Raw genomic sequence first — 23,841 nt, 5'->3', positions numbered from 1 at the left:
ACTTATTGCCTGCTACTGATAACCGATTATACTGCCCACCAAAATTAACAATAACGAAACAATCATCTGGCGATGTCGATTGAATCGATATGCGCCACTGTATCTTATTGTTTTAATGGAAGGTTTACCTGTGGAAATATTTATGCGCAGATTTCTGCCTTAAGGGCTTGTTTGTGCATTTTTTTAGAGTATTCTTGCGCCCGTTTTGCCGGTTAATGCATGAATACGCAGGTTGGCCGGGCTAGGGAAAAGTAACATTAGGGCAGTCATATCATGTTGGAAAAGAGTCTCGAAGCACCTGCGGTCAATACTCGCCGTAATTTGTTGATGTTTCTGGTTCCGTCACTTATCGGGATCCTGCTGTTCATGACGCCGGTCGTCTATGACGGTAACGTCACCATCCCGGTGGCCGTGCTAGCCAAGCTGGTGCAGCGTGTTTTTGCCGATTATCTGGTCGCCATGGTCAGTGCGGTGATCACCACCACCATGCTGATGACGGTGATTGCCTGGTTGTTCAAGCCGGCGATTCTGGTGCGTCGTCCTTTCCTCAACAGCTTGTTCAATGTCTCCCCTTTCTGGGCCTGCGTGCGGGTATTGGGCGGTATCTTCGTGCTGCTGACCTTCTTCCAGGTGGGGCCAGAGGTGCTTTACTCCGGCGCAACCGGTGGACTGGTACTCAACGATCTGCTGCCGGTGCTGTTTTCGGTCTTCATTTTTGCCGGCCTGCTGCTGCCGTTGTTGCTCGATTTCGGGCTGCTGGAATTTGTCGGCACCATGATGACCCGCATCATGCGTCCGGTGTTCCGGTTGCCGGGTCGTTCGGCTGTGGACTGCTTTGCCTCCTGGCTTGGCGATGGCAGCGTTGGCATCCTGCTGACCAGCAAGCAGTACGAAGGGAAGTTCTATACCCAGCGTGAAGCCGCGGTGATTGGCACCACCTTCTCTGCCGTCTCCATCACCTTCTGTCTGGTGGTGATCTCCCAGGTGAAGCTGGAGCACATGTTCGTCCCCTTCTACCTGACCGTCTGTCTGGCGGGGGTGGTTGCCGCCATCGTGGTGCCGCGTCTGCCGCCGCTCTGCTGGAAGAAGGACATCTATGCCGATGGCACCCCCCTGTGCCGCAAGCAGGAAGCAGTGCCGCACCAGCACAGCGTGATGAGCTATGGTTTCGAGCGTGCCCTGACCAAGGCTGACAGCATGACTGATCTCGGCGCCGTCGCGCGGGAAGGGGTGAAGAATGCACTGGATATGGTATTTGGCGTGCTGCCGGTGGTGATGGCGATCGGTACCTGTGCCCTGATGCTGGCCGAGCACACCCCTATCTTCAACTGGCTTGGCGCCCCGTTTGTCCCCTTGCTGGAGCTGCTGCAACTGCCGGAGGCGGAAGCGGCTTCCAAGACCATCATGGTCGGTTTTGCCGACATGTTCATTCCGGCGGTGCTGGCCTCGACCATCGAGAGTGACATGACCCGCTTCGTGATTGCCGCCATGTCGGTGACCCAGCTGATCTATATGTCGGAAGTGGGCGCCCTGCTGCTGGGCAGCAAGATCCCGGTCAAGTTGTGGGAGTTGTTCGTTATCTTCCTGCTGCGCACTCTGGTCACCTTGCCGGTTATCGCCGGGGTGGCACATCTGCTGTTCTAAGGACGCAACGTAGTGAAAAACGGTCAACCTCGGTTGACCGTTTTTTTATGGCTTTTCCTCTTTTCTCCGGGCTTGATGGATGACGCGGGTTATTCGCAAAACGTCCTGCCTTGCAAGGTGTGGGTCATTCGCCGTGGGCTGAGTGTGGGTAACAAGAGAGAAGGGCCTGCGGGCCCTTGCTCATCAGTGTCCCTGCGGGTGGGGCTGTGCCGGCTTGCGGGGACACTGCACCAGCAGGGTATGGATGGTGAAGGTGCTGATCTGGGGGAAGCTCGGGCTAAATCCCCTCATCGGGTCGGTGCCCCCCATGCTCATCTGAACCTTGGTGAAGGTGTGCTGGCTGCGATCGGTTTCCTGATAGCCCTGCGGACAGCTCAAGCTTGCCTGTTGCTGGCAATCATCCGGCGCACTGCACTCGATCTGGAATCGTTGCAGCGAGGAATCTGCGGAGGTGAGCTCAGTGACAGTGGCAGGGGCGCAACCGGACAGCAATATACTGCCCAGCAGGACAATTCTCTGTGACATAAAAGGCGCGTGCTCTGTGGGACATGAAAAGGGGGGAGCGTGCCGGCAGGACCCTTGGTATCCCGCGCCGGCCGCCCTATGGGTTAGCGTGACGTTATGCTCAGATCGGACACTGGATGGTTAACGAGTGGACCGTGTTGGCGATGCGATAGGGCTTGGCTGCCTTGTAGATCTTCTTCTCGTCGTCATAGCTTCCCCCCAGATACTGGGTGCTGTAGAGCGTCTGCTGGCGGCGGTCGGCCTCCTTGTAACCTTGCGGGCAGGTCTGGTTGGCCTGTTGGAAGCAGGCTTTCATGCTGCTGCACTCGATGTAGAAGCCGAGCTGGCTGGGATCGGCAAGGTGCACCGGGGTGACGGTAGGGGCGGGGGGAGACAACAGGGCGCAACCGGAGAGCGTCAGCGCGCCCAGCAGAACGAGATGTTTTGACATAGATAACCTGAACAGTGTGGTGTGACAAAGAGTGAGGGGGAGTCTATTGCTCCCCCTTCGCTATAGGGGCACCGTTATAACCAGCCGGGGGCGCTCAGGCCAGCCCGCAAATGTAAGAAAATATGATCCCCCCCGGGCTTGCGCGGCCAGCAGGATGAGCGTTCAAACAATACTTGCCTGAGATTTGTTCCGTTCGATTGCTGCCGCTTGGCAGGCAGAGTGTGGCAGGAGATAGTGATTCATTCAGGTATCCCATGCTACATTGCCCCACTTGTTACTGGCCTGTAAATCAATGGAGTGACCCATGTCTGCCATCCCCTATTCCGTGCTCGATCTGGTGCCTGTTGCCGAGGGTTCCCATCCTGCCGAATCGTTCCGCCATTCGCGCGATCTGGCGCAACATGCCGAGGGTTGGGGCTACCGCCGCTACTGGCTGGCTGAGCACCACAACATGCCGGGCATTGCCAGTGCCGCCACCTCGGTGCTGATCGGCCATTTGGCCGAGGCCACCACCACCCTGCGGATCGGCGCGGGTGGCATCATGCTGCCGAACCACTCGCCGCTGGTGATTGCCGAGCAGTTTGGCACCTTGGCTTCGCTCTATCCCGACCGCATCGACCTTGGCCTTGGCCGCGCCCCCGGCACCGATCAGCGCACCATGCGGGCTCTGCGGCGAATGCGCAGTGGCGAGGTGGATGATTTCCCGGCCGATGTACGCGAGCTGATGAGCTACTTTGGCGACGAGATTGGCTCCGTGCAGGCGGTGCCCGGCCAGGGGCTGCATCTACCCATCTGGCTGCTTGGCTCCAGCCTATACAGCGCGCAACTTGCAGCGGCGATGGGCTTGCCATTCGGTTTTGCTTCCCATTTCGCGCCCGCCATGTTGCTGCAAGCGCTGGAGATCTACCGTAGCCAGTATCGCCCCTCTGCGCGCTGGCCCAAGCCCCATGCGGTGGTCTGCATCAACATGATCGCCGCCGACAGCGAGCGGGAGGCACGCTTCCAGTTCACTACCGTGCAGCAGCAGTTCTTGCGCCTCCATCGCGGTGATGCGGGCAAGCTGCCCGCGCCGGTCGTCCAGCTTGGCGACGAGTGGGCACCCCGTGAGCTGATGGCGATGGAGCAGACCCTGGCCCGCTCTCTGGTGGGAGATCCGGAGCAGGTTCGTCACGGTCTCAAGGCGCTGCTGGCGGAAACCCGTGCCGATGAGCTGATGTTCAATGGCCCCATCGTCGATCATCAGGCCCGACTGCGCTCCTTTGAAATTGCCGCCGAGCTGATGCAGAGCCTGTAAGCCATGACGAACCCTACTGTCGCGGTGGATGAGGTGTATTGGAATCCCATGGTACCGGAGCTGTCGGTTACCGATCTGGCTCGATCTCTGGTTTTCTATACCGGTTTGTTGGGCTTCTCGGTCCGCTATCGGCGCGATGACCCTCCTTTTGCTTATCTTGAACAGCAACAGGTACAACTGATGCTGGAGCAGGTACATCCGGCGGGTTGGCAGGTCGGGGCGCTGGAGCCACCGTTCGGTCGGGGGATCAATCTGCAGATGGAGCTGACCGAGATCCAGCCGCTACTCGACCGCTTGCAGGCCCCCGGGATTGCACTTTTCCGGCAGCCCACTGAGGTCTGGTATCCAGTGGGCGAGATGCTGGCCGGGCAGCGCGAATTTTTGCTGCAGGATCCCGATGGTTATCTGTTACGGTTTGTGCAATATCTGGGGGAACGAGCGGCTGACTGACAAGATTATAATCTTAACCATCTGATTTTAAAGGACTGTCAGATGTCTGTCGGCTATCTGTCGTGTCACCTTTCGCGGCGCAAGCCCTATGCTGACCCTGTCAATTACCACAAGGAGTTCGAGATGATCGTCAGGAAGTTGAGATTGCAACGGGGTTGGTCTCAGGATCAGTTGGCAACGTTGACTGGTTTGAGTGTCCGCACTATCCAGCGGATCGAGCAGGGGCAGCAACCCGGACTGGAATCTCTCAAGGCCCTGGCCGCCGTCTTTGAACTAGATGTGGCTCAACTGGATGGATCTGAGCAACAGGAGCGCGAGATGAGAGGAAGTGACGCTATGGGTCAGGATGCGGTGCAGGTATCGGCAGAGGAGCGGGCGGCAATGCGCTATGTGGAGGAGCTCAAGGGCTTCTATCACCATGCCGCCAGCTACGTGGTGGTGATCTGCGGGCTGTTTGTCATCAACTACCTGAGCAATCCGGAGTATATCTGGGCCTGGTGGCCAACCCTGGGCTGGGGGCTGGGACTTGCCTCCCATGCTGTTCGGGTGTTTCAGCCCTTCAAGCTGTTTGGCCCCGAGTGGGAGCGGCGCCAGATCGAGAAGCGGCTGGGGCGCAAGTTGTAACTTCATTCGCCGGAAAACAGGGAACCTAAAACAGCAAGCCCGGCAGATTGCCGGCTTTGTTATTGGTGCGGGTTGTTGCAATCCCTGCGGCAGCGACCGCCAGATTGCTGCGTCCCCCTAGCTGGCGTGAACCGGGCAGGGGGTGGCGATCAGGGCATCATCCTCGTAGCGCCACAGGGTCAGGCTGTTGCCCCAGACACAGCCGGTATCGAGCGCCTTGATATCGCTCTTGCCGGTGTTGCCCATCAGGGCTGCCCAGTGGCCGAACACCAGAATGGGGTCGTCCACGTGATGCTCGCGCTGCTCGAACCAGGGACGCAGCCCCGGGGTCGACTCCTTGGGCCCCTTCTTGCATTTGAAGTCGAGACGACCGTCGAAATAGCAGAAGCGCATCCGGGTGAAGGTGTTGATGATGTAGCGGTAGCGGTCTATCCCGACCAGATCATCTTTCCAGCCATCGGGCTGGTCGCCATACATGTTGTGCAGCAGCCAGCTGTACTGGTCACCGCGCAGCAGGCTCTCTACCTCGCGGGCGCAGTTGCGCGCGGTGCGGACATCCCATGCGGGGGAGATCCCGGCATGCACCATCATGATGGGGAGATCCGGATGTTCGGCCAGCAGCGGGCGGTGGCGCAGCCACTCCAGCAGTTCATCCCGATCAGGGGCATCCATCAGGCTTTGCAGCTTGTCTTTCTTCTTGAGCGGTGCAACGCCATCGGCGACCGCCAGCAGGTGCAGGTCGTGGTTGCCGAGCACGGTGACGGCGCGGTTGCCCAGCCCTTTGACAAAACGCAGGGTATTGAGGGAGTCCGGGCCGCGGGCGACCAGATCGCCGCAGAGCCAGAGCACGTCATTTTCGGGATCGAACGCGGCAAGATCCAGCAGACGGCGCAAGTCGTCGTAACAGCCCTGGATGTCACCGACAAAACAGTTCGCCATGAAACCTCAGTTGATAAAATTGGGGATGGCCAGCGTGAAGGGGGCGATAGGCGCCTCGAACTGCTGACCAGAGCCATCTTGCAGGGTATAGCTCCCTTCCATCACCCCGAGCGGGGTCGCCAGCGGCACGCCGCTCTGGTAGCGGTAGGTCTCACCTTCGGCAATGACGGGTTGTTCCCCGACCACGCCCGAGCCTGCCACTTCCAGCATCTTGCCATTGGCATCGGTGATGAGCCAGCGCCGATGCAGCAGTTGCACCGGGCCAGGCCCCAGATTCTCAATCTCGATCAGATAGTGAAACTGGTAAGGGTCTTTGGAGCCCGCCACATACATGGGGTATGGGCGGATCTCGATGTGCGGGAGTGCCACAGGATCAGGCCTGTTGCTGATCCGCCAGCCAGTTGGCGATCATGACAAACTGCTCGAGGGAGAGATTCTCCGGGCGCAGGTTGCCATCGATACCAAGCTCGGTCAGCTGGGCGTCGGTGATGAAGTTGGAGAAGCTGTTGCGGATGGTCTTGCGACGCTGGCCAAAGCCTTCGGTACAGACGCGATTCAGACAACGAATGTCTTTTGCGACTATGGTCGGATTCTTGTGCGGGATCAGGCGAACCACGGCAGAGTCCACCTTTGGCGCCGGTTTGAAGGCACCCGGGCCCACTTCCAGCACAGGCACCACCTGGCAGTAGTACTGGGTCATCACGCTCAGACGGCCATAAGCCTTGCTGCCCGGGCCTGCTGCCAGACGCAACACCACTTCCTTTTGCAGCATGAAGTGCATGTCTTCAACCCGGTCGGCAAATTCGCACAGGTGGAAGATGAGCGGGGTGGAGATGTTGTAGGGCAGGTTGCCGAAGATGCGCAGCGGCCCCTTGCCTTCACCCATCAGGGTGCCGAAGTCGAAACGCATGGCGTCCGCTTCGATGACGGTCAGCTTGTCCTTGAGGGTCGGGTGCTCGCGCAGGCGAGCTGCCAGGTCCCGGTCCAGCTCGACCACGGTCATTTTGTCCATCTGGGCGGCAACCGGCTCGGTCAGCGCGGCCAGACCCGGACCGATCTCTACCAGATTCTGACCCGGCTGCGGGTTGATGGCGGCGACGATCTGATCGATCACATACCGGTCGTGCAAGAAGTTCTGACCGAAACGCTTACGGGCCGTGTGGCCCATGTGCACCTTACTGCTCATATCTTTTTTTCTCTACCATCTTGATGGCGTGGTTAATCGCGGTGACAAGGCTCCCCGGATCGGCCAGGCCCTTGCCTGCCAGATCCAGCGCGGTGCCGTGATCCACCGAAGTGCGGATGAAGGGAAGCCCCAGGGTGATATTGACCGAACTGCCGAAGCCCTTGTATTTGAGCACAGGCAGCCCCTGGTCGTGGTACATGGCGAGTACCGCATCCGCATCCTTGAGGTATTTCTCCTGGAACAGGGTGTCGGCCGGCAATGGGCCGACCAGATCGATCCCTTCCTGGCGCAGCGTGGCCAGGGCAGGTTCGATCACGTCAATCTCTTCACGTCCGAGATGGCCACCTTCCCCCGCATGGGGGTTGAGGCCGCAGACGTAAATACGGGGTTTGGCGATGCCAAACTTGGTGGCGAGATCCTCGTTGAGGATCCGGATCACCTTGCCGAGGCGATCCTCGGTGATGGCCATCGCTACATAGGCCAGCGGAATATGGGTAGTCGCCAGTGCGACCCGCAGCCCCTCGGTTGCCAGCATCATTACCACATCGGCGGTGTTGGATTGCTGTGCAAAGAACTCGGTGTGGCCGCTGAACGAGACCCCGGCCTGGTTGATGATCCCCTTGTGCACCGGCCCGGTCACCACGGCGGCAAATTCGCCGCTCATGTTGCCATCACAGGCGCGCTGCAGGGTTGCCAGCACATAGGCGCCATTGCTTTCGTTCAGCTCGCCCGGCACCACGGCGGTACCGAGAGAGACAGAACATACCGTCAGGGTACCCGCCCGCTGGGGGCGGGCAGGGGTGGCGGCATCGTAGGGCTCAAGCTTGATGCTGAGCCCAAGCTGAGCTGCCCGCTCGCGCAGCAGCGCCGGATCGGCGATCACCACCAACTGGTGGGGCCAATCCTGCTGGGCAATCTGCAGCACTAAGTCCGGGCCGATCCCGGCCGGTTCGCCCGGGGTAACGGCAAGGCGACGGCAGCTCATCAGCTACCGGATCCTTCGATCTGGATGTAGGCCTCGTCACGCAGCTCATCCAGCCACGCCTGGGACTCTTCCACGAAGCGACGGTTGTAGATCAGCTGGTAGGCGCGCTGCTCCTGAGCCTTGTCGGTCGCATCCTGGCTGCGGCGCTCTTCCACCTGCACGATGTGCCAGCCGTGGCTGGTACGGAACGGGGCACTGATCTGGCCCGGTTGCAGACGGTTGACCATGTCGCGGAACTCGGGGACATAGACGTTGGGATCAGACCAGCCCAGTTCGCCACCCTGCACCGCAGAGCCCGGATCTTCGGAGTACTTCTCCGCCATGCTGGCGAAGCTTGCCTTGCCGCTCTTGATGTCGTGCAGAATGCCATCCAGCATCCCTTTGGCTTTCTCTTCGCTCAGGATGATGGAGGGCTTGATCAGGATATGACGGGCCTTCACCTCGGTCTGCATCACTTGCTGCTGACCCTTGGTGTCGAACACCTTGACGATGTGCAGGCCGGCACCGGAGCGCAGCGGGCCGACGATGTCGCCCTTCTTGGCACCTTGCACCGCTTCCGCCATCAGGGTCGGCATCTCTTGCGGGCTCATCCAGCCCCAGTCGCCCCCTTCCAGCGCCTTGGGACCGTTACTCTCGGCAATGGCCAGTTTGCGGAAGTCGGCACCTTGCTTGAGGGCGGTCAGAATGCGCTCGATCTTGCTCTTGGCGGCATCCAGCTGGGCGGCAGTGGGGTTGTCCGGCAGGGCAATCTGGATATGGCCAACGTGGTATTCGTTCTGCTGTTGACCCTGTTTCTTCAGGATCTCCACCACCTGCTTCACCTCCTGCTCGGAGATGTTGATACGGCGGCGCACCTGGTTGCGGCGCACCTCGTTCATCAGGATCTCGCGGCGAACCTCTTCCCGATATTGGGCATAGGTCATCCCTTCACGGGCGAGCTGGGCCCGCAGCTGATCCAGGGTCATCTTGTTGTCGGCAGCGATGCCCTGAATAGCCTGTTCCAGCTGGGTGTCGCTGATCTTCAGCCCCTGGCGCTCCGCCAGTTGCAGCTGCAGGCTCTCCTGGATCAGGCGATCCAGCGCCTGTTTGCGCAGGGTGGCATCGTCAGGCAGGGACTGGCCGCTCTCCTGGGCGGAGAGTTTTACCTTGTTGACCAGTGCGTCCTGTTGGCTGGACAGCACCACGTCCTTGTTGACCACGGCCAGCACCTTGTCCATCAGCTCGGGCGCAGCCAGTGCGGCCTGGCTCATGGCACCGAACATTCCCGCGGTCAGCAGGGCAATCAGGGTCTTTTTCATATCCATCTCTCAAGGCTGGGCCAGCATCATTGCTGGCCTTTCAGATTAAACGGGCGAACATAGGGCAACAGCTCGGTATCCAGGGTGACGCTGCGGCCACCGGTACCCACGCTGCCAAGTCCCTTCATTTCAAACTGCAGACCAATGACTTTTTCCGAAGTGGGCTTCAGGGTGACGTTGTCCGGCTGATTGTGCCACTCCAGGCTCATGTTGATGCTCCAGCAGCAGGAGTCGTATTTGACACCGATCTTGCGGTCAATGTTCACATCCTGCTTGATGTCACGGTAGTAACCGCCATACATCTGCCACTGATCGGCGATCGGCGCCATCATCACCAGACCCGCCTGGCTCAGATCTTCTGCCAGCGCCGTGTTGGTCGGATAGCGATAGTCCAGGTTGCCATCCTTGATGTAGCGGTAGTTGACCTGAGTGGTCAGCTTGCCGGTCCGGTACTCGACTGCACCGTTGCCAGCCGTAAATTCACCCTCGGAGGTATCGTACTGGGTCCCCGCATGGGCAAACCACTCATCGGTGATCCGGGCATCCCCCTCAAACGAGAGCAGGGAGCGTGCGTTGGTACTTTCCGGATTTGAAGGGTAGAGGCGCACCTTGGGTGGTGTCATTTCGAAGGCCTGGGCCACCGCCAGACGCAACCGTTCATCACCCACATTGTCATAGACCCGGCTGGTCAGGCCAACGGTGACCCGATTGGCATCGCTGATGCGGTCGAGACCGGCAAAGCGGCGGTCACTGAACAGGCTGTAGTAGTCCTGACGGGTGGTGGTGGAGTCGTAGATCCCGATCTCGTCCTGATTTTTGTAAGGGATATAGAGGTACTGGAACTCGGGTTCCAGGGTTTGGGTACCCTTGCCATCATACCAGTCGAGCGGCCGATCGAAGTTGACGCCCCCCTTGAGGCGGAAGGAGGGCAGAGTACGGGTAATGGTGCCCTCTTTCAGGGTCAGCTGTTTGCTGTCTGCATCGGTGAAGCGGCTGCGGTCCTGGCTAACCAGATTATCGGGTACCTCCTGGTTGTAGGAGGTAAACATCAGCTTGTACTGACTGGTCAGGTAGTAACCCGGTGCATCCACCAGGGGCACGGTCAGGGTTGGCGCCAGATGCAGGCGGGTGGCGGTATAGCGCTCACCTGCTTGCAGAGTGGCGGCACTGCTACTGTCATAGCCAAACTTGGTCAGTTCACTGTTCCAGGCCAGATCGAACCACTTGCCTTGCTGATAGTAGTTGTAGTCGATACGCGGCAGCATCTCGTGGGGCAGCAGCGCATATGGGCTCAGGATCTGATAGCGGCGCACCTCGGAGGTGAGGTTCCAGTTAGGCTGGTAATAGCCGGCAGTAAAGGATTGCTGCAACTGACTGTCGACCTGAGTGCCCACTTGCGGGCTGAAGTCGTTGAAGTAGTTGTAATCCTTGTCGCGCACCTGGGTGTAGTCGATGCCAAAACGCAGGCTGCCATCCATCAGGGCGGAACCGTGGCGGACGTTCATCAGGTAGCGATGTCCATCGGACAGGCCAGCCAGACTCGGATTGCTCGGGCTGTACTGCTTGTCATCCGCCAGATTTTCAAAATAGAGGGTGCCGGTGTGGGCGGGGTCCGGCATGTAGCGGAACTCCACCTGTTCCATCAGGCCGCGTTTATCCATAAAACGGGAGGTGATGGTGGCATCATAGTTGGGGGCAATGTTCCAGTAGAAGGGCTGGGTGATATCCATGCCGTTGCTGGAGCTTTGCTTGTAACCCGGGTAAAGCAGACCGGTCTTCCGCTCATCCTTGATGGGGAAGTTGATATAGGGGAAGTAGAACACCGGGTAGTCATAGAGCCAGAGGCTGGCGTTCCAGGCTTCGCCGAACACCTCTTTCTGGTCGATGTCGATACTGCCCGCCTTGAGGGTCCACACTTCCTGACCGGGGGGGCAGGTGGTGTACTGGGCCCCCTCCATGGTGATGTTCTGGTTGTTGTTGGTCATCACCACGCGCTTGGCAAAGCCGCGCACCGGTGAGCCATGCACCTGATACTTGCCCTCTTCCAGTTCGGAGTTCTTGGTATCCAGGTTGGATTTGAGGGTCTTGTCGCTGGTGACGGTCACCTGACCGTCGTTGTAATAGATGTTGCCGATGGCGATGACATCCCGGCTCTTCTGATCGAGCTGGGCATAGTCGGAGTCAAACTTGCGAACCCCCTGACGAACCTTGACGTCACCTTCATAGACGGCGGTGCCGCCCTGTTTGGCCTCGAGACGGTCGGCATCAACCTCGACCGGTTGTGCGTTGGCATCCTGATCCGATGCAGGCTTCTCTATCTTGGGAACATAGTCATAGCAGAGACTATCGAGAATGCCGGTGGCTGGCGGCGCTTCGAACGGGGCTGCCTGCACCATTATAGGGGTGAGTGCGGGGGCCAGGCTGATAGTCAGGGCGATGGGATAGCGGTACCCCAGTGTCCATTTGGTCATGTGAAAGACTCGTGCAATCCGTGATAGATACGGTTGATCCAAGGCATGCATTTTACGACAGGTTTCATCGAGTTGACATTGCATGTCATTGCTTTATGTTAGCCCGCAATGATAAAGCATTATTGCGGCCAGGGCTAACAGCCAAGTGCTGCTTTCCACCTTGGTCCTCTACTTATGCACGATCGCGATTCCCTGCTATTGCAGTGGGCACGCCGTATTTCCGGTGATGCCAATCTTCAGTTGACCCTCATTTCCGGTGATGCCAGCTTCCGCCGCTACTCTCGTGGTGGTGGTCTGGTGTGGGTGGATGCCAATCCGAAAACCGAAAAAAATCATGAATTTGTTCGTAACGCGGCGGCCTTGCAGGCGCGTCAGCTGTTGGCGCCAGAGGTGAAGGCGGTGGACTACGAACAGGGGCTGCTGGCGGTCAGTGATCTGGGCGATACCCAGCTGATCAGCTGCCTGAACGAGCACAATGTGCTGGCCTGGTATGGCAAGGCGATTGATTTGCTGCCCCGCCTGGGGGCGGTTGAACTGGCGCTTGAACCCTTCGATGCGGCTTTTATGGCGCGGGAGAACAGCATTTTCCCCGAGTGGCTGCTGGGCCAGCATCTGCAGCTGACCCTGAGCCATGAAGAGCAGCAGTTGCTGGACGAGACCTTTGCCTGCCTCACCGCCTGCAATCTGGCCCAGCCGCAGGGGGTGATGCATAGAGATTTTCACAGTCGCAACCTGATGGTGTGTGGCGGTGATACCCCCGAGAGCAGCCGGCTGGCCATCATCGATTTTCAGGATATGGTCATCGGGCCCCTGAGCTATGACCTAGTCTCCTTGCTTAAAGATTGCTACATACGCTGGCCGGACGAGGTGATCGATGAAGGGATGCGCCACGGCTTTGCCACCCTGCAACAGGCGGGTCTGCTTGGCGAGCTCGATTATGCCAGTTTCCGTCGTGATGCCGATCTGACCGGCATGCAGCGCCACCTCAAAGCAGCCGGAATCTTTACCCGGCTCTATCATCGCGACGGCAAGTCCGGCTATCTCAAGGATATTCCCCGTACCCTCGGCTACGTGGTGGATGTCTGTCGCACTCACGGTAGCGCCTATCCGGTACTGGCCCGTTTTGGTCAGTGGTTGGAGCAGGTGGTGTTGCCGGGGATCGCCAATGCTGGAGTTAAATCATGAAGGCGATGATCCTGGCCGCTGGCCGTGGCGAGAGGATGCGCCCGCTGACTGACCTGCTGCCCAAGCCGCTGCTGGCGGTGGGGGGCAAGCCGCTCATCGTTCATCACATCGAAAAACTCAACGCTGCTGGCGTGACCGAGTTGGTCATCAACCACGCCTGGCTTGGCCACAAGCTGGTTGAGAGCCTGGGTGATGGCAGTGCGCTTGGCGTGACCATCCACTGGTCAGCCGAGGAGAGTGCGCTGGAGACCGCGGGCGGAATCGTGCAGGCGCTGCCACTACTGGGGGCAGACCCTTTTCTGGTGATCAACGGCGATACCTGGCTCGATGTCGATTATCACACTCTGGTCAGCCAACCCCTTGGCGATGATCTGGCCCATCTATGGCTGGTGCCCAATCCACCTCAACACCCAGCCGGGGACTTTGCCCTGCAAGAAGGGCGAGTCGTGGATACGCCGGCGTTTACCTTCAGCGGGGTCGGACTATATGATCCGGCGGCCTTTGCCGGTCTCGCGGGCGGTGCCCGCAAGCTGGCGCCCCTGCTGCGTGACTGGATGGCGCAAGGGCGGGTGGGCGGCAGCCTGCTCGCTGGCGAGTGGCGCGATATCGGCACGGTCGATCGACTGCGCGAGCTGGATGACCAGCTCCAGGCCCGCACTCATTAACTTCAAGAGGTCTTGAACCATGCGTATTTGGGGTAAGGTGCTGGGCGCCTTCTTCGGTTTTCTGCTCGGCAATATCATCGGCGCCCTGATTGGCCTCTGGATCGGCCACCGTTTCGACCGTGGCATGGGGCTGCAGGGGGCGTTTCGTCGCGGTCCGAGTCAGGAGCAGCAAGCCGTCTTCTTCCACGCCACCTTCTCGGTGATGGGTCACATCGCCAAGTCCAGCGGTCAGGTGACCGAGCAGGAGATCCGGGTTGCCTCCAACCTGATGGATCGGATGCGGCTCGTTGGTGAACAGCGCGCCCGGGCGCAGGAGTCGTTTCGTCTCGGTAAGGAGGCTGACTTCCCGCTGCGCGAGACCCTGGCCGAGTTCCGCCGTGCCAGCCTCGGCCAGCGCGACATTCTGCGCTTCTTCCTCGAAGTGCAGTTGCAGGCGGCCTTTGCCGACGGGCGGGTGGAGGAGGGCGAGCGCGCGATTCTTCATACCATAGCCGACGAGCTGGGGTTCAGTCGCATCGAGCTGGCCCGCATTCTGGCGATGGCCGAAGCGCAGATGAACTTCTTTAATCAGGCCCATGGCCAGTATCAGGGGAGCCATTCCGGTGGCCAGCAGTATCGGCAGGAGGCACCCTCTGCGGATCGTCTCAAGAATGCCTACCAGTTGCTGGGGGTGAGCGAGAGCGACAGCGATCAGGATATCAAGCGCGCCTACCGCAAGGAGATGAGCAAGCATCACCCGGACAAGCTGGCCGCCAAAGGGCTGCCGCCGGAGATGATGGAGATGGCCAAGGAGAAGACCCAGGAGATCCAGCAAGCCTGGGAGTGGATCCGCGAGGCGCGCGGCATCCGGTAAGTGCCAACGTCAGGTTGGAACAGACAATAAAAAGCCCCGCAGCAGTGCGGGGCTTTGTTTTGCCGTGTGGCGCAGGCCGGGTTATTTGGCCGGAATCGCTTCCAGTACGTGCACCAGCAGTTGCCAGAAACGTTCGACCGCCGGGATATGTACCTTCTCGTCAGGGGAGTGGGCACCGCGGATGGTCGGGCCGAAGGAGACCATGTCCCACTCCGGATAGGCGCTCTTGAACAGACCGCACTCGAGACCAGCGTGGATCACCATCACGTTGGGCATGGTGCCAAACAGGGTCTGGTAGCTGTTGCGTACCAGCGCCATGACGGGGGAGTCCACGTTCGGCGCCCAACCCGGGTAGGCACCGGTGAATTCGCAGCTGGCGCCTGCCAAGGTGAACAGGGAGCGGGTCATCTGCTCGATGCTCTCGCGGCCGGAGTCAATCAGGGAGCGGATCAGGCACTGGACGTACACTTCGCCATCCTGAGTCTTGATGACCCCCAGGTTGGTAGAGGTTTCGGTCACGCCGGGCATGGCATCGCTCATGCGCATCACGCCGTTCGGGCAGGCCATCAGGGCATCCAGCAGACGCTGCTGCAGGGAGACGCTCATCAGCTTGGCCGGTTTGGCGGCGCTGTTGACCAGCAGAGTCAGGTTCGGCTCGGTGGCGGCCAGCTCGGTCTGGTAGATACCGGTGTAGCGGTCAACCAGCGCCTTGAACTCGTTTACGCTGGCAGCGGGTACCAGCAGGGTGGCACGGGCTTCGCGCGGGATGGCGTTGCGCAGGGTGCCGCCGTGGATCTCGGCCAGACGAACACCCAGCGGCTCGGCTGCTTTGAGCAGACGTACCAGCAGCTTGTTGGCGTTGCCACGACCGCGATGAATGTCGCAACCGGAGTGACCGCCGCGCAGCCCTTTTACGGCCAGTTCGAACGCTTCACCTTCAGCAGCGTCAACCAGCTCGAGCGGGAAGCGGATATTGGCATCCACACCGCCAGCGCAGCCCATATAGACTTCGCCATCCTCTTCGGAGTCGGTGTTGAGCAGAATTTCGCCCTCCAGCCAGCCCGCTTCCAGACCGAAGGCGCCGGTCATACCGGTCTCTTCGTCTGTGGTCAGCAGCACTTCCAGCGGACCGTGCTTGATGGTCTTGTCAGCCAGTACGGCCAAGCAACCGGCCATGCCGATGCCGTTGTCGGCACCCAGAGTGGTGCCACGGGCAGTGACCCACTCGCCATCCACATAGGCATCGATGGGATCGGTCGCGAAGTCGTGTTTGGTGTCGGCGTTGGCCTGCGGCACCATGTCGATGTGGGCCTGCAGTACCACGGCTTTGCGGTTTTCCATCCCCGGGGTGGCCGGTTTCTTGATGATGATGTTGCCGACCTTGTCCTGCTTGACCGCCAGACCTTCTTCCTGTGCCCACTGGATGATCCAGGCGCTCAGTTTGGCTTCATGTTTGGAAGGGTGGGGAATGGAGCAGATCTGTTCGAAGAAATGCCAAATCAGTTTGGGAGAGAGAGAGCTAAGCTGTGCCACGTCGGGACTCCTTACCAGCACGGAATTAACAGGGCCCCATCAGCGGGCCGGGGAAGAGGATAACGATAATACAGTCAATCACACAAAAATGTGAGCAATCAGCGCAAATCGCAGGCAGCTTGTGCTGGCTGATGGCAACCAGGCAGTACGATCGTCAGGTTCGGACGACGCTGACCGATAGAAAAGAAAATGTGTGACCGGTCTCACAAAAATATTGAATTTAACGCACCGACTGGTAAATTAGCTCCCGTGGTTCGCCACCCGTCAGGATGACGATGAAAGCCTCCAGGGAACCGAAGCAAAGCAAGTGCGCCTCCATGGAACCGAGTGTTCGTTCAAGGATTTGAGCCCGCATTAAAGGTACGTAACTTGTTAAGCAATCAGGAGTTTCAATATGCCAGGCAGCAACTCAACCTATTGGTTTGCCCCCTCTTTGTATACCCAGGGTTTCAGCTACCCTAACCCCTTCGTCACTCGTCGCTAAGATGAGCTGCCCAACCAGGCAGAGGCGAGAAAGCAGCAGGTGCGTGAGGTAAATCCTCCCCCTGCTATTTTTTTATCTGCGATTTGCCGCACAGCCCATTAGGACTCTGCAGCAGGGACGGCAGGTTAGTCGTTTGGCGCTCTAGATGTGCCGAATGGAGAGGGTGATGCCGATTTTTCCTGTTTTTGGCATACGTTTGCCAGGCATTTTCTCTGCAAACGGTGCTATCATATCGGCCCAACAGCCTGTCCGCGGTTTGGACACATCATCTAACCGATCGCCGGATAAGCCCATCTTGCTTCCATTGTTATCAGATTTGCTGCCGAGGCTTAGCCCTGAGGCAGCCGAAGTGCAATCTGAATTCAGTCGGGCAAGGGCCGCCATTTACTGGCATCCGCAGAGATAATTGCGGATGTTGTTATTTTAAGTGATTGTTTTTAAATAACTATTCGAGATCGATAACATGCCGAAAAAGTTCTATGTGTCGTGGGACAACCTGCAACGTGAAGCTCGCCGTCTGGCTCGTCGTCAGCTGCCTGTCAGCCAGTGGAAAGGTATCATCGCGGTCAGCCGTGGTGGTCTGGTGCCCGCAGCCCTGATGGCCCGTGAACTTGGCATTCGTAATGTGGAAACCCTCTGCATCTCCAGCTATGACCATGACAGCCAGCGCGAGCTGGTGGTCGTGAAGGCTGCCACCACCGCCGGTGACGGCGAAGGCTGGCTGGTGGTGGAAGATCTGGTGGACACCGGCACTACTGCCAAGGCGATCCGCGAGCTCTACCCGAAAGCCAAGTTCATCGCGATCTTCGCCAAGCCGATGGGCGAAGCGCTGCTGGATGATTTCGAAGTGGCGATCCCGCAGGATACCTGGATCGAACAGCCGTGGGATATGGCACTGGAGTTCGCCACACCGATCTGCGACGAAAAGTAACGGGATCGGGATGTGACGCTCGCTGCGTCCATTGGTCGCAACCGGCAATAATGGTTTCACAGGGCTCCAATTTGGAGCCCTGTTTTTTTGTGTATCAATCTGTTGCAGGGTGGCTGATGGGCAGTAAAAGTGGTTAAGATGAGCTATTGCCTGATATGAATGGGACACTATCTTGGACTTGAACGAAGACCTAAACCTGACCGAACAGCTCTTTACCCGCGTCAAGAAGGTATTGGAAACATCCGAGATCTCTAACTCCAGTGCGGCTGATCTGGCGCAAGCCGAGTCAGACGAGATGTTTATCGACGGATCCATGTCAAAGAGCTGGTATCGCCTGCTGCGTCGCCCCTCCTGGACCTGGCAGGGGGCAGATCCCATCGAAGTGGAGCAGACCCTGGCCCGTATCGCCATGGCGACCGGCGAGCGTACCCACGATTGCTATCTCGATACCATCAAGGGCTATGTGCCCGGCAACTGGATCTACGAGTGGAGCCAGGTGGCTGGCAACTATTTCAAGCAGGGCCGAGAACTGCGCGAGAAGGGTGATCCTTCTGGCGCCTTGAAACAGCTGCTCAAGGCGGTGCGCTACTACTCCATCGCCAGCTATCCCCATCTCAAGGATGACGAGCTGGCGGATCAGGCCCAGCTGCTCGGTAACATGGCCTATCGCGAGGCGGGTCGCCTGTTCAAGGTGCCGCTCAAAGAGATCCAGGTGCCTTTTCGCGGCAAGCATATTCAGGGTTATCTCCACCTGCCGACGACCGAAAAACCGGTGCCGCTGGTGATTATCAGCGGCGGGATCGACTCCCTGCAGCTCGATTTCCTCAACTTCTATCTCAAACGGCTCGAGCCCAACGGTATCGGCATGCTCTCCCTCGATATGCCCGGGGTCGGCTATGCCGAGCATTGGCCGCTGGTGCAGGATACCAGCCGCCTTCATCAGGCGGTGCTCCATTACCTCTCCGAAGTGGCCTGGGTCGATCATCAGCGTATCGCCATGGTGGGGATGCGTCTGGCGGGCAATATCGCGGCCAGACTGGCCTTTATCGAACCGTTCAAGCTGCGCACCGTGGTTTGTGTCGGCGCCGGGGTCAATCAGGTGTTTACCAATCAGGAGCTGTTTGCCAAGTGTCCGCGCATGATGCGGGACAGTCTGGCCAACCGGTTGGGGGCTGATGCGGCGCAGTGGGATGGCATGCGTACCAAGTGCCAGGTATTTTCACTTAAAACGCAAGGATTACTGGGGACTCGCACCTCAGTGCCGATATTGAGTATTGGACACAAGCGAGATTTTATCTGTCCCGAGCAGGATGTACGGGCATTGGCGGCGGCCAGTCGTAACGGCAAGGCCATCGTATTTGACAAACAGCCTTTGCTGGAGGTGTATGACAAGGCACTGGACGAAATCGTCGAGTGGCTGAAACAGCATTTGTGTACCTGACATTGCGCTAAAGAACTGACGCCATCCCGAGGTGGCGCGGCTTGTTTAACAGGGAGGTTAGCATGTCTGAAAGAGTGACCTACAAGCGACTGCTGAGGCAGTTTGCTGCCATTGGCCCCTATTTGCGTGAGGATCTCTGCGAAGAGGGGCGTTATCGTTTCGACTGCCTGTCGGTCTGTGTCAGCGCCAAGCCGGCGCCGGACAAACGGGAGTTCTGGGGCTGGTGGCTGGTGCTGGAGCAGGACGATCACCATTTCCGTTACCACTATCAGCTCGGTTTTTACAATGCTGATGGCGAGTGGCTGGACAAGCCGATCCCCAAGAAGCACCAGGTAGAAGTGGAGCGGACCCTCAACCGTTTCTACAAGCTCATCAGCGACAAACTGACGGCTCTGGAGTGTCAGTTAGCGCCAGCGGATCAGGTCACCAATGAGTTGACCGTGACCGCTGCTTGATCCCTGATGCCCGGCGAGCAGCATCCCGCTGTTTGCCGGGCCATCAGTCAGCCATCTCCCCTTCCGACCGCAATCATCCGGGCATTTGCTTCATCTCCTCACCCCGGCGTTAATTGCCTTGCAGGGCTCCATGGCCGTGGGTATAAAGATATTCCTTACTTTTTTAGCCTTTATGCTCCCATGGAAAACAGAACCATAGTCGTCAAGTTGGGCACCAGCGTGCTCACAGGGGGGTCTTCCCAGCTCAATCGTGCCCATATGGTCGAGCTGGTCAGACAGTGTGCGGCCTTGCACCGTCACGGCCATCGGGTCGTGGTTGTCACATCAGGAGCTATCGCCGCCGGGCGTGAACATCTGGGTCACCCGCCACTGGCGCCAACCCTTCCCAACAAGCAGATGCTGGCGGCGGTTGGTCAGACCCAGCTTATTCGGGTATGGCAGGATCTGTTCAACCTCTACGGTCTGCATATCGGCCAGATGCTGCTGACCCGCGCCGATCTGGAAGATCGGGAGCGCTACCTCAACGCCCGCGACACCATGCGCACCCTGCTCGATCACCGCATTATTCCGGTCATCAACGAAAACGATGCGGTGGCGACCGCCGAGATCAAGGTTGGCGACAACGACAACCTCTCCGCGCGGGCCGCCATTCTGGCGGATGCGGATCTGCTGATCCTGCTAACCGACCAGAAGGGGCTGTTTACCGCCGATCCGCGCACCAATCCCGACGCCCAGCTGATTGAAGAGGTGCAGACCATCGACGATACCCTGCGCTCGCTGGCAGGTGACAGTGTCAGCGGCCTCGGCACCGGCGGCATGGCTACCAAGCTGCAGGCCGCCGATGTGGCACGCCGCGCTGGTGTCAACGTGGTGATCGCGACCGGCCAGATGCCGGAGGTGATCGGCCGTCTTGCCAAGGGTGAGCGTATTGGCACCCTGTTCCCGGCGCTGGCGTCCCCGCTGGAAGGGCGCAAGAGCTGGATCCTGGCAGGCCCGCCCCCTCACGGTGAAGTGCATGTGGATCAGGGGGCCGTCGCCGCCATGAAGGAGAAAGGCTCCAGCCTGCTGCCAAAGGGGATCGTCGCAGTCAAGGGCGACTTTATTCGAGGCGATGTGGTGCGCATTCTTGATCCCAAAGGCGCCGAGCTGGCCCGCGGCATCTGCCGCTACGACCATCTGGAGCTGGATAAGCTGCGCGGCGTCCACTCGGATCAGATTGAGCAGGTACTGGGCTATGGATATGGTTCAGTAGCCATCCATCGAGACGATATGGTGCTGCTCTAATCAGGGCGGCACGGCATGAACAAAGGGAAATGAGATGAGTCTGGAGAAAATGGGGCAGGCGGCCCGTGAAGCTGCCTATCAGCTGGCTACCATCAGCACGGCGCAGAAGAATCGGGCGCTGGCCGCCATTGCCGATGAGCTTGAGGCGCGCAGTGAGCAGATCCTTGCTGCCAACGACAAGGATATTGCGGCTGGCCGTGAGGCGGGCTTGTCAGAAGCCATGCTGGATCGCCTGCTGCTCAATCCGGCCCGGCTGGCCGGGATCGTGGCAGATGTGCGTAAGGTGATCACGCTGGACGATCCGGTCGGCGCCGAAATGGATAGCCGGGTGCTGGAGAATGGCCTGCGCCTCTCTCGTCGTCGGGTGCCCATCGGGGTTATCGGCGTCATCTACGAGGCGCGTCCCAACGTCACCATCGACATCGCCAGCCTCTGCCTCAAGACCGGCAACGCCAGCATACTGCGCGGCGGGCGCGAGACCTTCCACTCCAATCTGGAGCTGGTGCGGGTGATCCAGCATGCCTTGGCGGCCTCCGACCTGCCCGAGGCGGCAGTACAGTACATCGACAACCCGGATCGGGCGCTGGTGGCCGAGCTGCTGCGCCTCGACCGCTATGTGGACATGATCATTCCACGCGGTGGTGCCGGCCTGCACAAGATGTGCAAGGAGAACAGCTCCATTCCGGTCATCATCGGCGGCTTTGGCATCAGCCACATCTTCGTCGACGAGAGTGCCGATCTGGTGCGCTCTCTGGCGGTTATCGACAACGCCAAGGTGCAGCGCCCCTCCGCCTGTAACGCCCTCGATACCCTGCTGGTGCACGAGAAAGTCGCTTCGACTTTCCTGCCGCAGCTGGTGATGCTGATGAACGAGCGCAAGGTGACGCTGGTGGCCGCTCCCAACGCCATGACGCTGCTGGCGGGTGCCGACAACCTGTGCGAGGCGGGGCCGGAGGATTTCGATACCGAGTGGCTGGGGCTGACCCTGGGGGTCAAGTTGGTGGCGGATGTGAACGAGGCACTGGCCCATATGCGCGAGCACAACGCCGGTCACTCCGATGCCATCCTGACCAACGATCTGGCCAACGCCGAGCGTTTCGTCAATGGGGCCGGCTCGGCGGCTGTCTATGTCAACGCCTCGACCCGCTTCACCGATGGCGGCCAGTTTGGGCTGGGCGCTGAAGTGGCGGTGTCGACCCAGATGCTGCACGCCCGCGGCCCCATGGGGCTGACCGAGCTCACCAGCTACAAGTGGGTAGGGCAGGCGGATTATCTCAGCCGCGCCTGATAACCGGTTGTTTCAGATATAAAAATGCCGACCACTGGGTCGGCATTTTATTTGGCGGATATCGCAAGGATATCAGGGGCTCGGGTTACTCCCCCTGATAGAGCACCTTGTCACCGGATTTGAGCACATAGCCCTTCCAGGGGAAGAGGGTGTAACCGCTGCCCTGCCACGACCAGTTGCCTTCCATGCCCTGACGGGCAAGCTGGTGCTGCTCGCCGGTGGGCAGGGTCAGCTCGGCCTTGCTCTGATCGGTGTTGAACATCACGAAGGCGCTGCTGGTCTGGCTGGCATCGGTCGGATTGAGCCGGATACCCTCTTCAAACAGGCGCACACATTTGCCAGTCAGCGCTGACCACTGATAGCCCGCACTGCCGATACAGCCGTGGCTGTCGCGATCGCCGCCCACCAGATGTTGTTCCGGTGTACTGCATGCCGCCAGCAGCAGAGAGGCGGCCATCAGAGTCAATGTGCGCATGGTTACTCCTGAAGATCCCGTTCGATGACGATGTTGGAGAATCCCAGCTCCTTGAAGTAGTTCTCCTGGTAATCCCTCACGCTTTTCTTGTCACGGCGACATACCTGAGCCAGCTGGGCCTCCATGGCGTGAAAACTGGTGAGATCCAGCCCTTCGGCAGCGGCGATGGCGTCGTAGATGCTGCGGAACTTGTCGTTCGCGTAGCCGATCTCTTTGGCCTGCTTTTTATAGGTATACGTAATCTTAAAGGCCATCTTGCCCTTCCTTCTTCGATTTGGCTTGCTTGCGCTGGACGTAGAGGTAGAGGCTTTCGACCTTCTCCCGAGCCCAGGGGGTCTTGCGCAAGAACTTCAGGCTGGACTTGATGCTGGGATTATCGGTGAAGCAGCGGATATTGATCTGCTGCCCCAGCTCTTCCCAGCCGTAGTGTTCGACCAGCGCGGTGACGATGGCTTCCAGCGTCAGCCCGTGCAGCGGGTTGTTTTTCTGCGAGGCGTTTGGTTGCTCGCTCATGCCTGCTCCGCCAGCTTGGCAAAGGGCTGACCCATGCGGGTGGTGACGCCATTGGCCAGATGGGGTTCGAAACCGGCCAGCATGCCCGGGCCAAACAGGCAGACCACGGTGCTGCCCAGCTTAAACAGGCCCATTTCGGCGCCTTTCTGCAGGGTAATGGCTTCGTCGCCGGTGTAGTCCCAGCGCACCACCTTCTTCTCTTTGGTCGGCGCAATGTTGCCGGCCCAGATGGTCTCGATGCTGGCCACAATAGTGGCACCAACCAGCACCAGCGCCATCGGGCCGTGCGGGGTGCGGAAGGTGGCGACCACCCGCTCGTTGCGGGCAAACAGGTTGGGCACGTTCTCGGCGGTGAGCGGGTTGACGGAGAAGAGATCCCCCGGCACGAACACCATGCTCTCCAGCACGCCGTCCAGCGGCATGTGGATGCGGTGGTAATCCTTGGGCGCCAGATAGATGGTGGCGAAGTCGCCATCCTTGAACGGCGCCACCAGATCCTCATAGCCGCCCAGCAGCTCGCGGGCGCTGTAGTCGTGGCCCTTGGCCTGAATGATGCGACCCTGCTGGATCGGACCGAGCTGGCTGACGGTACCATCCACCGGCAGCGCCAGGGTCATGGCATCTTCTACCACCGGGCGGATACCGGGCTTGAGCTCGCGGGTGAAGAAGGCGTTGAAGCTCTTGTAGTGGGCCGGGCTCTCGTGCAGCGCCTCGCTCATGTCGACCTTGTACTGCTTGATAAAGGCCTCGATCACTTTGGTGGTGATGTTACCCGCTTCGGCGGCGGCAAATTTGCCGATCAGACGGGAGAGGGCGTGCTTGGGCAGACAGTATTGACCGGCAATTTTCAGGTTGTCAGTAATGCTCATGTTCATCATCAACGTAGGT

25 protein-coding genes are annotated in these 23,841 nt (G+C 59.4%); 12 read left to right on the top strand and 13 right to left on the bottom strand.

Features of this window, described 5'->3' with window-relative positions:
• Nucleotides 1-273: 273 nt before the first annotated feature.
• Complete coding sequence (locus I6L49_RS11955; RefSeq protein ID WP_005339025.1) at nucleotides 274-1,644, top strand: YjiH family protein; 1,371 nt, start codon at nucleotides 274-276, stop codon at nucleotides 1,642-1,644.
• 183 nt (nucleotides 1,645-1,827) lie between these two features.
• Here the strand turns inward: I6L49_RS11955 and I6L49_RS11950 are convergent, their stop codons facing one another.
• A complete protein-coding gene (locus I6L49_RS11950; RefSeq protein ID WP_076492777.1) occupies nucleotides 1,828-2,169 on the bottom strand; it encodes a hypothetical protein in 342 nt (113 codons plus the stop codon).
• Nucleotides 2,170-2,269: 100 nt separating this feature from the next.
• A complete protein-coding gene (locus I6L49_RS11945) occupies nucleotides 2,270-2,599 on the bottom strand; it encodes a hypothetical protein (RefSeq protein ID WP_216949615.1) in 330 nt (109 codons plus the stop codon).
• Nucleotides 2,600-2,903: 304 nt separating this feature from the next.
• Here I6L49_RS11945 and I6L49_RS11940 point away from each other — a divergent pair, with 304 nt between their 5' ends.
• The 3 genes from I6L49_RS11940 (at nucleotide 2,904) to I6L49_RS11930 (ending at nucleotide 4,967) form a co-directional block, all read left to right on the top strand.
• A complete protein-coding gene (locus tag I6L49_RS11940) occupies nucleotides 2,904-3,893 on the top strand; it encodes a luciferase-like monooxygenase (protein WP_216949614.1) in 990 nt (329 codons plus the stop codon).
• Nucleotides 3,894-3,896: 3 nt separating this feature from the next.
• Nucleotides 3,897-4,343: a VOC family protein gene (locus tag I6L49_RS11935; RefSeq protein WP_216949613.1), complete on the top strand. Its 447-nt coding sequence runs from the start codon at nucleotides 3,897-3,899 to the stop codon at nucleotides 4,341-4,343.
• Between the two features lie 123 nt (nucleotides 4,344-4,466).
• A complete protein-coding gene (locus I6L49_RS11930; RefSeq protein WP_181223470.1) occupies nucleotides 4,467-4,967 on the top strand; it encodes a 2TM domain-containing protein in 501 nt (166 codons plus the stop codon).
• Nucleotides 4,968-5,084: 117 nt separating this feature from the next.
• Here the strand turns inward: I6L49_RS11930 and I6L49_RS11925 are convergent, their stop codons facing one another.
• From I6L49_RS11925 to lptD, 6 genes are read right to left on the bottom strand one after another with little or no spacing between them, the layout of a single operon-like run.
• Nucleotides 5,085-5,906, bottom strand: a complete 822-nt coding sequence (locus tag I6L49_RS11925; protein WP_005358331.1) for a symmetrical bis(5'-nucleosyl)-tetraphosphatase — start codon at nucleotides 5,904-5,906, stop codon at nucleotides 5,085-5,087.
• 6 nt (nucleotides 5,907-5,912) lie between these two features.
• Nucleotides 5,913-6,275: a Co2+/Mg2+ efflux protein ApaG gene (gene apaG, locus I6L49_RS11920; protein ID WP_216949612.1), complete on the bottom strand. Its 363-nt coding sequence runs from the start codon at nucleotides 6,273-6,275 to the stop codon at nucleotides 5,913-5,915.
• Between the two features lie 4 nt (nucleotides 6,276-6,279).
• Complete coding sequence (gene rsmA / locus I6L49_RS11915; RefSeq protein ID WP_005339016.1) at nucleotides 6,280-7,092, bottom strand: 16S rRNA (adenine(1518)-N(6)/adenine(1519)-N(6))-dimethyltransferase RsmA; 813 nt, start codon at nucleotides 7,090-7,092, stop codon at nucleotides 6,280-6,282.
• Nucleotides 7,082-8,077: a 4-hydroxythreonine-4-phosphate dehydrogenase PdxA gene (pdxA, locus tag I6L49_RS11910; protein ID WP_216949611.1), complete on the bottom strand. Its 996-nt coding sequence runs from the start codon at nucleotides 8,075-8,077 to the stop codon at nucleotides 7,082-7,084. Before pdxA ends, rsmA begins: the two co-directional genes overlap by 11 nt.
• Nucleotides 8,077-9,375 (bottom strand): peptidylprolyl isomerase SurA, encoded by a 1,299-nt coding sequence (gene surA, locus I6L49_RS11905; protein WP_216949610.1) that lies wholly within the window; start codon nucleotides 9,373-9,375, stop codon nucleotides 8,077-8,079. Before surA ends, pdxA begins: the two co-directional genes overlap by 1 nt.
• Before the next feature lie 26 nt (nucleotides 9,376-9,401).
• Nucleotides 9,402-11,846 carry an LPS assembly protein LptD gene (gene lptD / locus I6L49_RS11900; protein ID WP_216949609.1) on the bottom strand — a complete coding sequence of 815 codons (2,445 nt, stop codon included), beginning with the start codon at nucleotides 11,844-11,846 and terminating at the stop codon, nucleotides 9,402-9,404.
• Nucleotides 11,847-12,020: 174 nt separating this feature from the next.
• Here lptD and I6L49_RS11895 point away from each other — a divergent pair, with 174 nt between their 5' ends.
• From I6L49_RS11895 to djlA, 3 genes are read left to right on the top strand one after another with little or no spacing between them, the layout of a single operon-like run.
• Entirely contained in the window at nucleotides 12,021-13,031 is a 1,011-nt protein-coding gene (locus I6L49_RS11895; RefSeq protein ID WP_216949608.1) for an aminoglycoside phosphotransferase family protein, read from the top strand.
• Nucleotides 13,028-13,696, top strand: coding sequence for an N-acetylmuramate alpha-1-phosphate uridylyltransferase MurU (gene murU / locus I6L49_RS11890; protein WP_216949607.1), 669 nt, complete (start codon nucleotides 13,028-13,030; stop codon nucleotides 13,694-13,696). Before I6L49_RS11895 ends, murU begins: the two co-directional genes overlap by 4 nt.
• 19 nt (nucleotides 13,697-13,715) lie before the next feature.
• The gene (djlA, locus tag I6L49_RS11885) at nucleotides 13,716-14,549 is read left to right on the top strand and encodes a co-chaperone DjlA (protein ID WP_216949606.1); all 834 of its coding nucleotides are present in this window, start codon (nucleotides 13,716-13,718) and stop codon (nucleotides 14,547-14,549) included.
• An 81-nt stretch (nucleotides 14,550-14,630) separates the two neighbouring features.
• Here the strand turns inward: djlA and I6L49_RS11880 are convergent, their stop codons facing one another.
• Nucleotides 14,631-16,082 (bottom strand): aminoacyl-histidine dipeptidase, encoded by a 1,452-nt coding sequence (locus tag I6L49_RS11880; protein WP_216949605.1) that lies wholly within the window; start codon nucleotides 16,080-16,082, stop codon nucleotides 14,631-14,633.
• 947 nt (nucleotides 16,083-17,029) lie between these two features.
• On the opposite strand from I6L49_RS11880, the gene gpt reads away from it, so the two are divergent.
• The 5 genes from gpt to I6L49_RS11855 all read left to right on the top strand — a co-directional run bounded on the left by gpt (nucleotide 17,030) and on the right by I6L49_RS11855 (nucleotide 21,965).
• Nucleotides 17,030-17,497 (top strand): xanthine phosphoribosyltransferase, encoded by a 468-nt coding sequence (gene gpt, locus I6L49_RS11875; protein WP_005339007.1) that lies wholly within the window; start codon nucleotides 17,030-17,032, stop codon nucleotides 17,495-17,497.
• Nucleotides 17,498-17,669: 172 nt separating this feature from the next.
• Complete coding sequence (gene frsA / locus I6L49_RS11870) at nucleotides 17,670-18,938, top strand: esterase FrsA (RefSeq protein ID WP_005349360.1); 1,269 nt, start codon at nucleotides 17,670-17,672, stop codon at nucleotides 18,936-18,938.
• 62 nt (nucleotides 18,939-19,000) lie between these two features.
• Nucleotides 19,001-19,393, top strand: a complete 393-nt coding sequence (gene crl / locus I6L49_RS11865) for a sigma factor-binding protein Crl (RefSeq protein WP_005339003.1) — start codon at nucleotides 19,001-19,003, stop codon at nucleotides 19,391-19,393.
• Between the two features lie 180 nt (nucleotides 19,394-19,573).
• Entirely contained in the window at nucleotides 19,574-20,677 is a 1,104-nt protein-coding gene (gene proB / locus I6L49_RS11860) for a glutamate 5-kinase (RefSeq protein WP_033114873.1), read from the top strand.
• Nucleotides 20,678-20,711: 34 nt separating this feature from the next.
• Complete coding sequence (locus I6L49_RS11855; RefSeq protein ID WP_216949604.1) at nucleotides 20,712-21,965, top strand: glutamate-5-semialdehyde dehydrogenase; 1,254 nt, start codon at nucleotides 20,712-20,714, stop codon at nucleotides 21,963-21,965.
• 85 nt (nucleotides 21,966-22,050) lie between these two features.
• Here the strand turns inward: I6L49_RS11855 and I6L49_RS11850 are convergent, their stop codons facing one another.
• Genes I6L49_RS11850 through asd form a run of 4 tightly spaced genes read right to left on the bottom strand, consistent with a single transcriptional unit; the run spans nucleotide 22,051 to nucleotide 23,822 of the window.
• Nucleotides 22,051-22,440: a hypothetical protein gene (locus tag I6L49_RS11850; RefSeq protein ID WP_216949603.1), complete on the bottom strand. Its 390-nt coding sequence runs from the start codon at nucleotides 22,438-22,440 to the stop codon at nucleotides 22,051-22,053.
• A gap of 2 nt (nucleotides 22,441-22,442) precedes the next feature.
• Nucleotides 22,443-22,694: a DUF2960 domain-containing protein gene (locus tag I6L49_RS11845; RefSeq protein WP_159162967.1), complete on the bottom strand. Its 252-nt coding sequence runs from the start codon at nucleotides 22,692-22,694 to the stop codon at nucleotides 22,443-22,445.
• Nucleotides 22,684-22,953, bottom strand: coding sequence for a VF530 family DNA-binding protein (locus tag I6L49_RS11840; protein ID WP_005349372.1), 270 nt, complete (start codon nucleotides 22,951-22,953; stop codon nucleotides 22,684-22,686). Before I6L49_RS11840 ends, I6L49_RS11845 begins: the two co-directional genes overlap by 11 nt.
• Nucleotides 22,950-23,822 carry an archaetidylserine decarboxylase gene (gene asd / locus I6L49_RS11835; RefSeq protein WP_216949602.1) on the bottom strand — a complete coding sequence of 291 codons (873 nt, stop codon included), beginning with the start codon at nucleotides 23,820-23,822 and terminating at the stop codon, nucleotides 22,950-22,952. The genes I6L49_RS11840 and asd overlap by 4 nt, the downstream gene beginning before the upstream one ends.
• Between the last annotated feature and the right edge of the window lie 19 nt (nucleotides 23,823-23,841).

Source organism: Aeromonas sp. FDAARGOS 1419 (assembly GCF_019047045.1).
Classification (GTDB): Bacteria; Pseudomonadota; Gammaproteobacteria; order Enterobacterales; family Aeromonadaceae; genus Aeromonas; species Aeromonas veronii.
Note: the sequence above shows the minus strand (reverse complement) of the source record. Positions and strands in the feature narration are given on the sequence as shown.

Coding starts and splice junctions, on each gene's coding strand:
- I6L49_RS11955 (WP_005339025.1), top strand. CDS start 274: ATGTTGGAAAAGAGTCTCGAAGCACCTGCGGTCAATACTCGCCGTAAT.
- I6L49_RS11950 (WP_076492777.1), bottom strand. CDS start 2,169: ATGTCACAGAGAATTGTCCTGCTGGGCAGTATATTGCTGTCCGGTTGC.
- I6L49_RS11945 (WP_216949615.1), bottom strand. CDS start 2,599: ATGTCAAAACATCTCGTTCTGCTGGGCGCGCTGACGCTCTCCGGTTGC.
- I6L49_RS11940 (WP_216949614.1), top strand. CDS start 2,904: ATGTCTGCCATCCCCTATTCCGTGCTCGATCTGGTGCCTGTTGCCGAG.
- I6L49_RS11935 (WP_216949613.1), top strand. CDS start 3,897: ATGACGAACCCTACTGTCGCGGTGGATGAGGTGTATTGGAATCCCATG.
- I6L49_RS11930 (WP_181223470.1), top strand. CDS start 4,467: ATGATCGTCAGGAAGTTGAGATTGCAACGGGGTTGGTCTCAGGATCAG.
- I6L49_RS11925 (WP_005358331.1), bottom strand. CDS start 5,906: ATGGCGAACTGTTTTGTCGGTGACATCCAGGGCTGTTACGACGACTTG.
- rsmA (WP_005339016.1), bottom strand. CDS start 7,092: ATGAGCAGTAAGGTGCACATGGGCCACACGGCCCGTAAGCGTTTCGGT.
- pdxA (WP_216949611.1), bottom strand. CDS start 8,077: ATGAGCTGCCGTCGCCTTGCCGTTACCCCGGGCGAACCGGCCGGGATC.
- surA (WP_216949610.1), bottom strand. CDS start 9,375: ATGAAAAAGACCCTGATTGCCCTGCTGACCGCGGGAATGTTCGGTGCC.
- lptD (WP_216949609.1), bottom strand. CDS start 11,846: ATGACCAAATGGACACTGGGGTACCGCTATCCCATCGCCCTGACTATC.
- I6L49_RS11895 (WP_216949608.1), top strand. CDS start 12,021: ATGCACGATCGCGATTCCCTGCTATTGCAGTGGGCACGCCGTATTTCC.
- murU (WP_216949607.1), top strand. CDS start 13,028: ATGAAGGCGATGATCCTGGCCGCTGGCCGTGGCGAGAGGATGCGCCCG.
- djlA (WP_216949606.1), top strand. CDS start 13,716: ATGCGTATTTGGGGTAAGGTGCTGGGCGCCTTCTTCGGTTTTCTGCTC.
- gpt (WP_005339007.1), top strand. CDS start 17,030: ATGCCGAAAAAGTTCTATGTGTCGTGGGACAACCTGCAACGTGAAGCT.
- crl (WP_005339003.1), top strand. CDS start 19,001: ATGTCTGAAAGAGTGACCTACAAGCGACTGCTGAGGCAGTTTGCTGCC.
- proB (WP_033114873.1), top strand. CDS start 19,574: ATGGAAAACAGAACCATAGTCGTCAAGTTGGGCACCAGCGTGCTCACA.
- I6L49_RS11855 (WP_216949604.1), top strand. CDS start 20,712: ATGAGTCTGGAGAAAATGGGGCAGGCGGCCCGTGAAGCTGCCTATCAG.
- I6L49_RS11850 (WP_216949603.1), bottom strand. CDS start 22,440: ATGCGCACATTGACTCTGATGGCCGCCTCTCTGCTGCTGGCGGCATGC.
- I6L49_RS11845 (WP_159162967.1), bottom strand. CDS start 22,694: ATGGCCTTTAAGATTACGTATACCTATAAAAAGCAGGCCAAAGAGATC.
- I6L49_RS11840 (WP_005349372.1), bottom strand. CDS start 22,953: ATGAGCGAGCAACCAAACGCCTCGCAGAAAAACAACCCGCTGCACGGG.
- asd (WP_216949602.1), bottom strand. CDS start 23,822: ATGAGCATTACTGACAACCTGAAAATTGCCGGTCAATACTGTCTGCCC.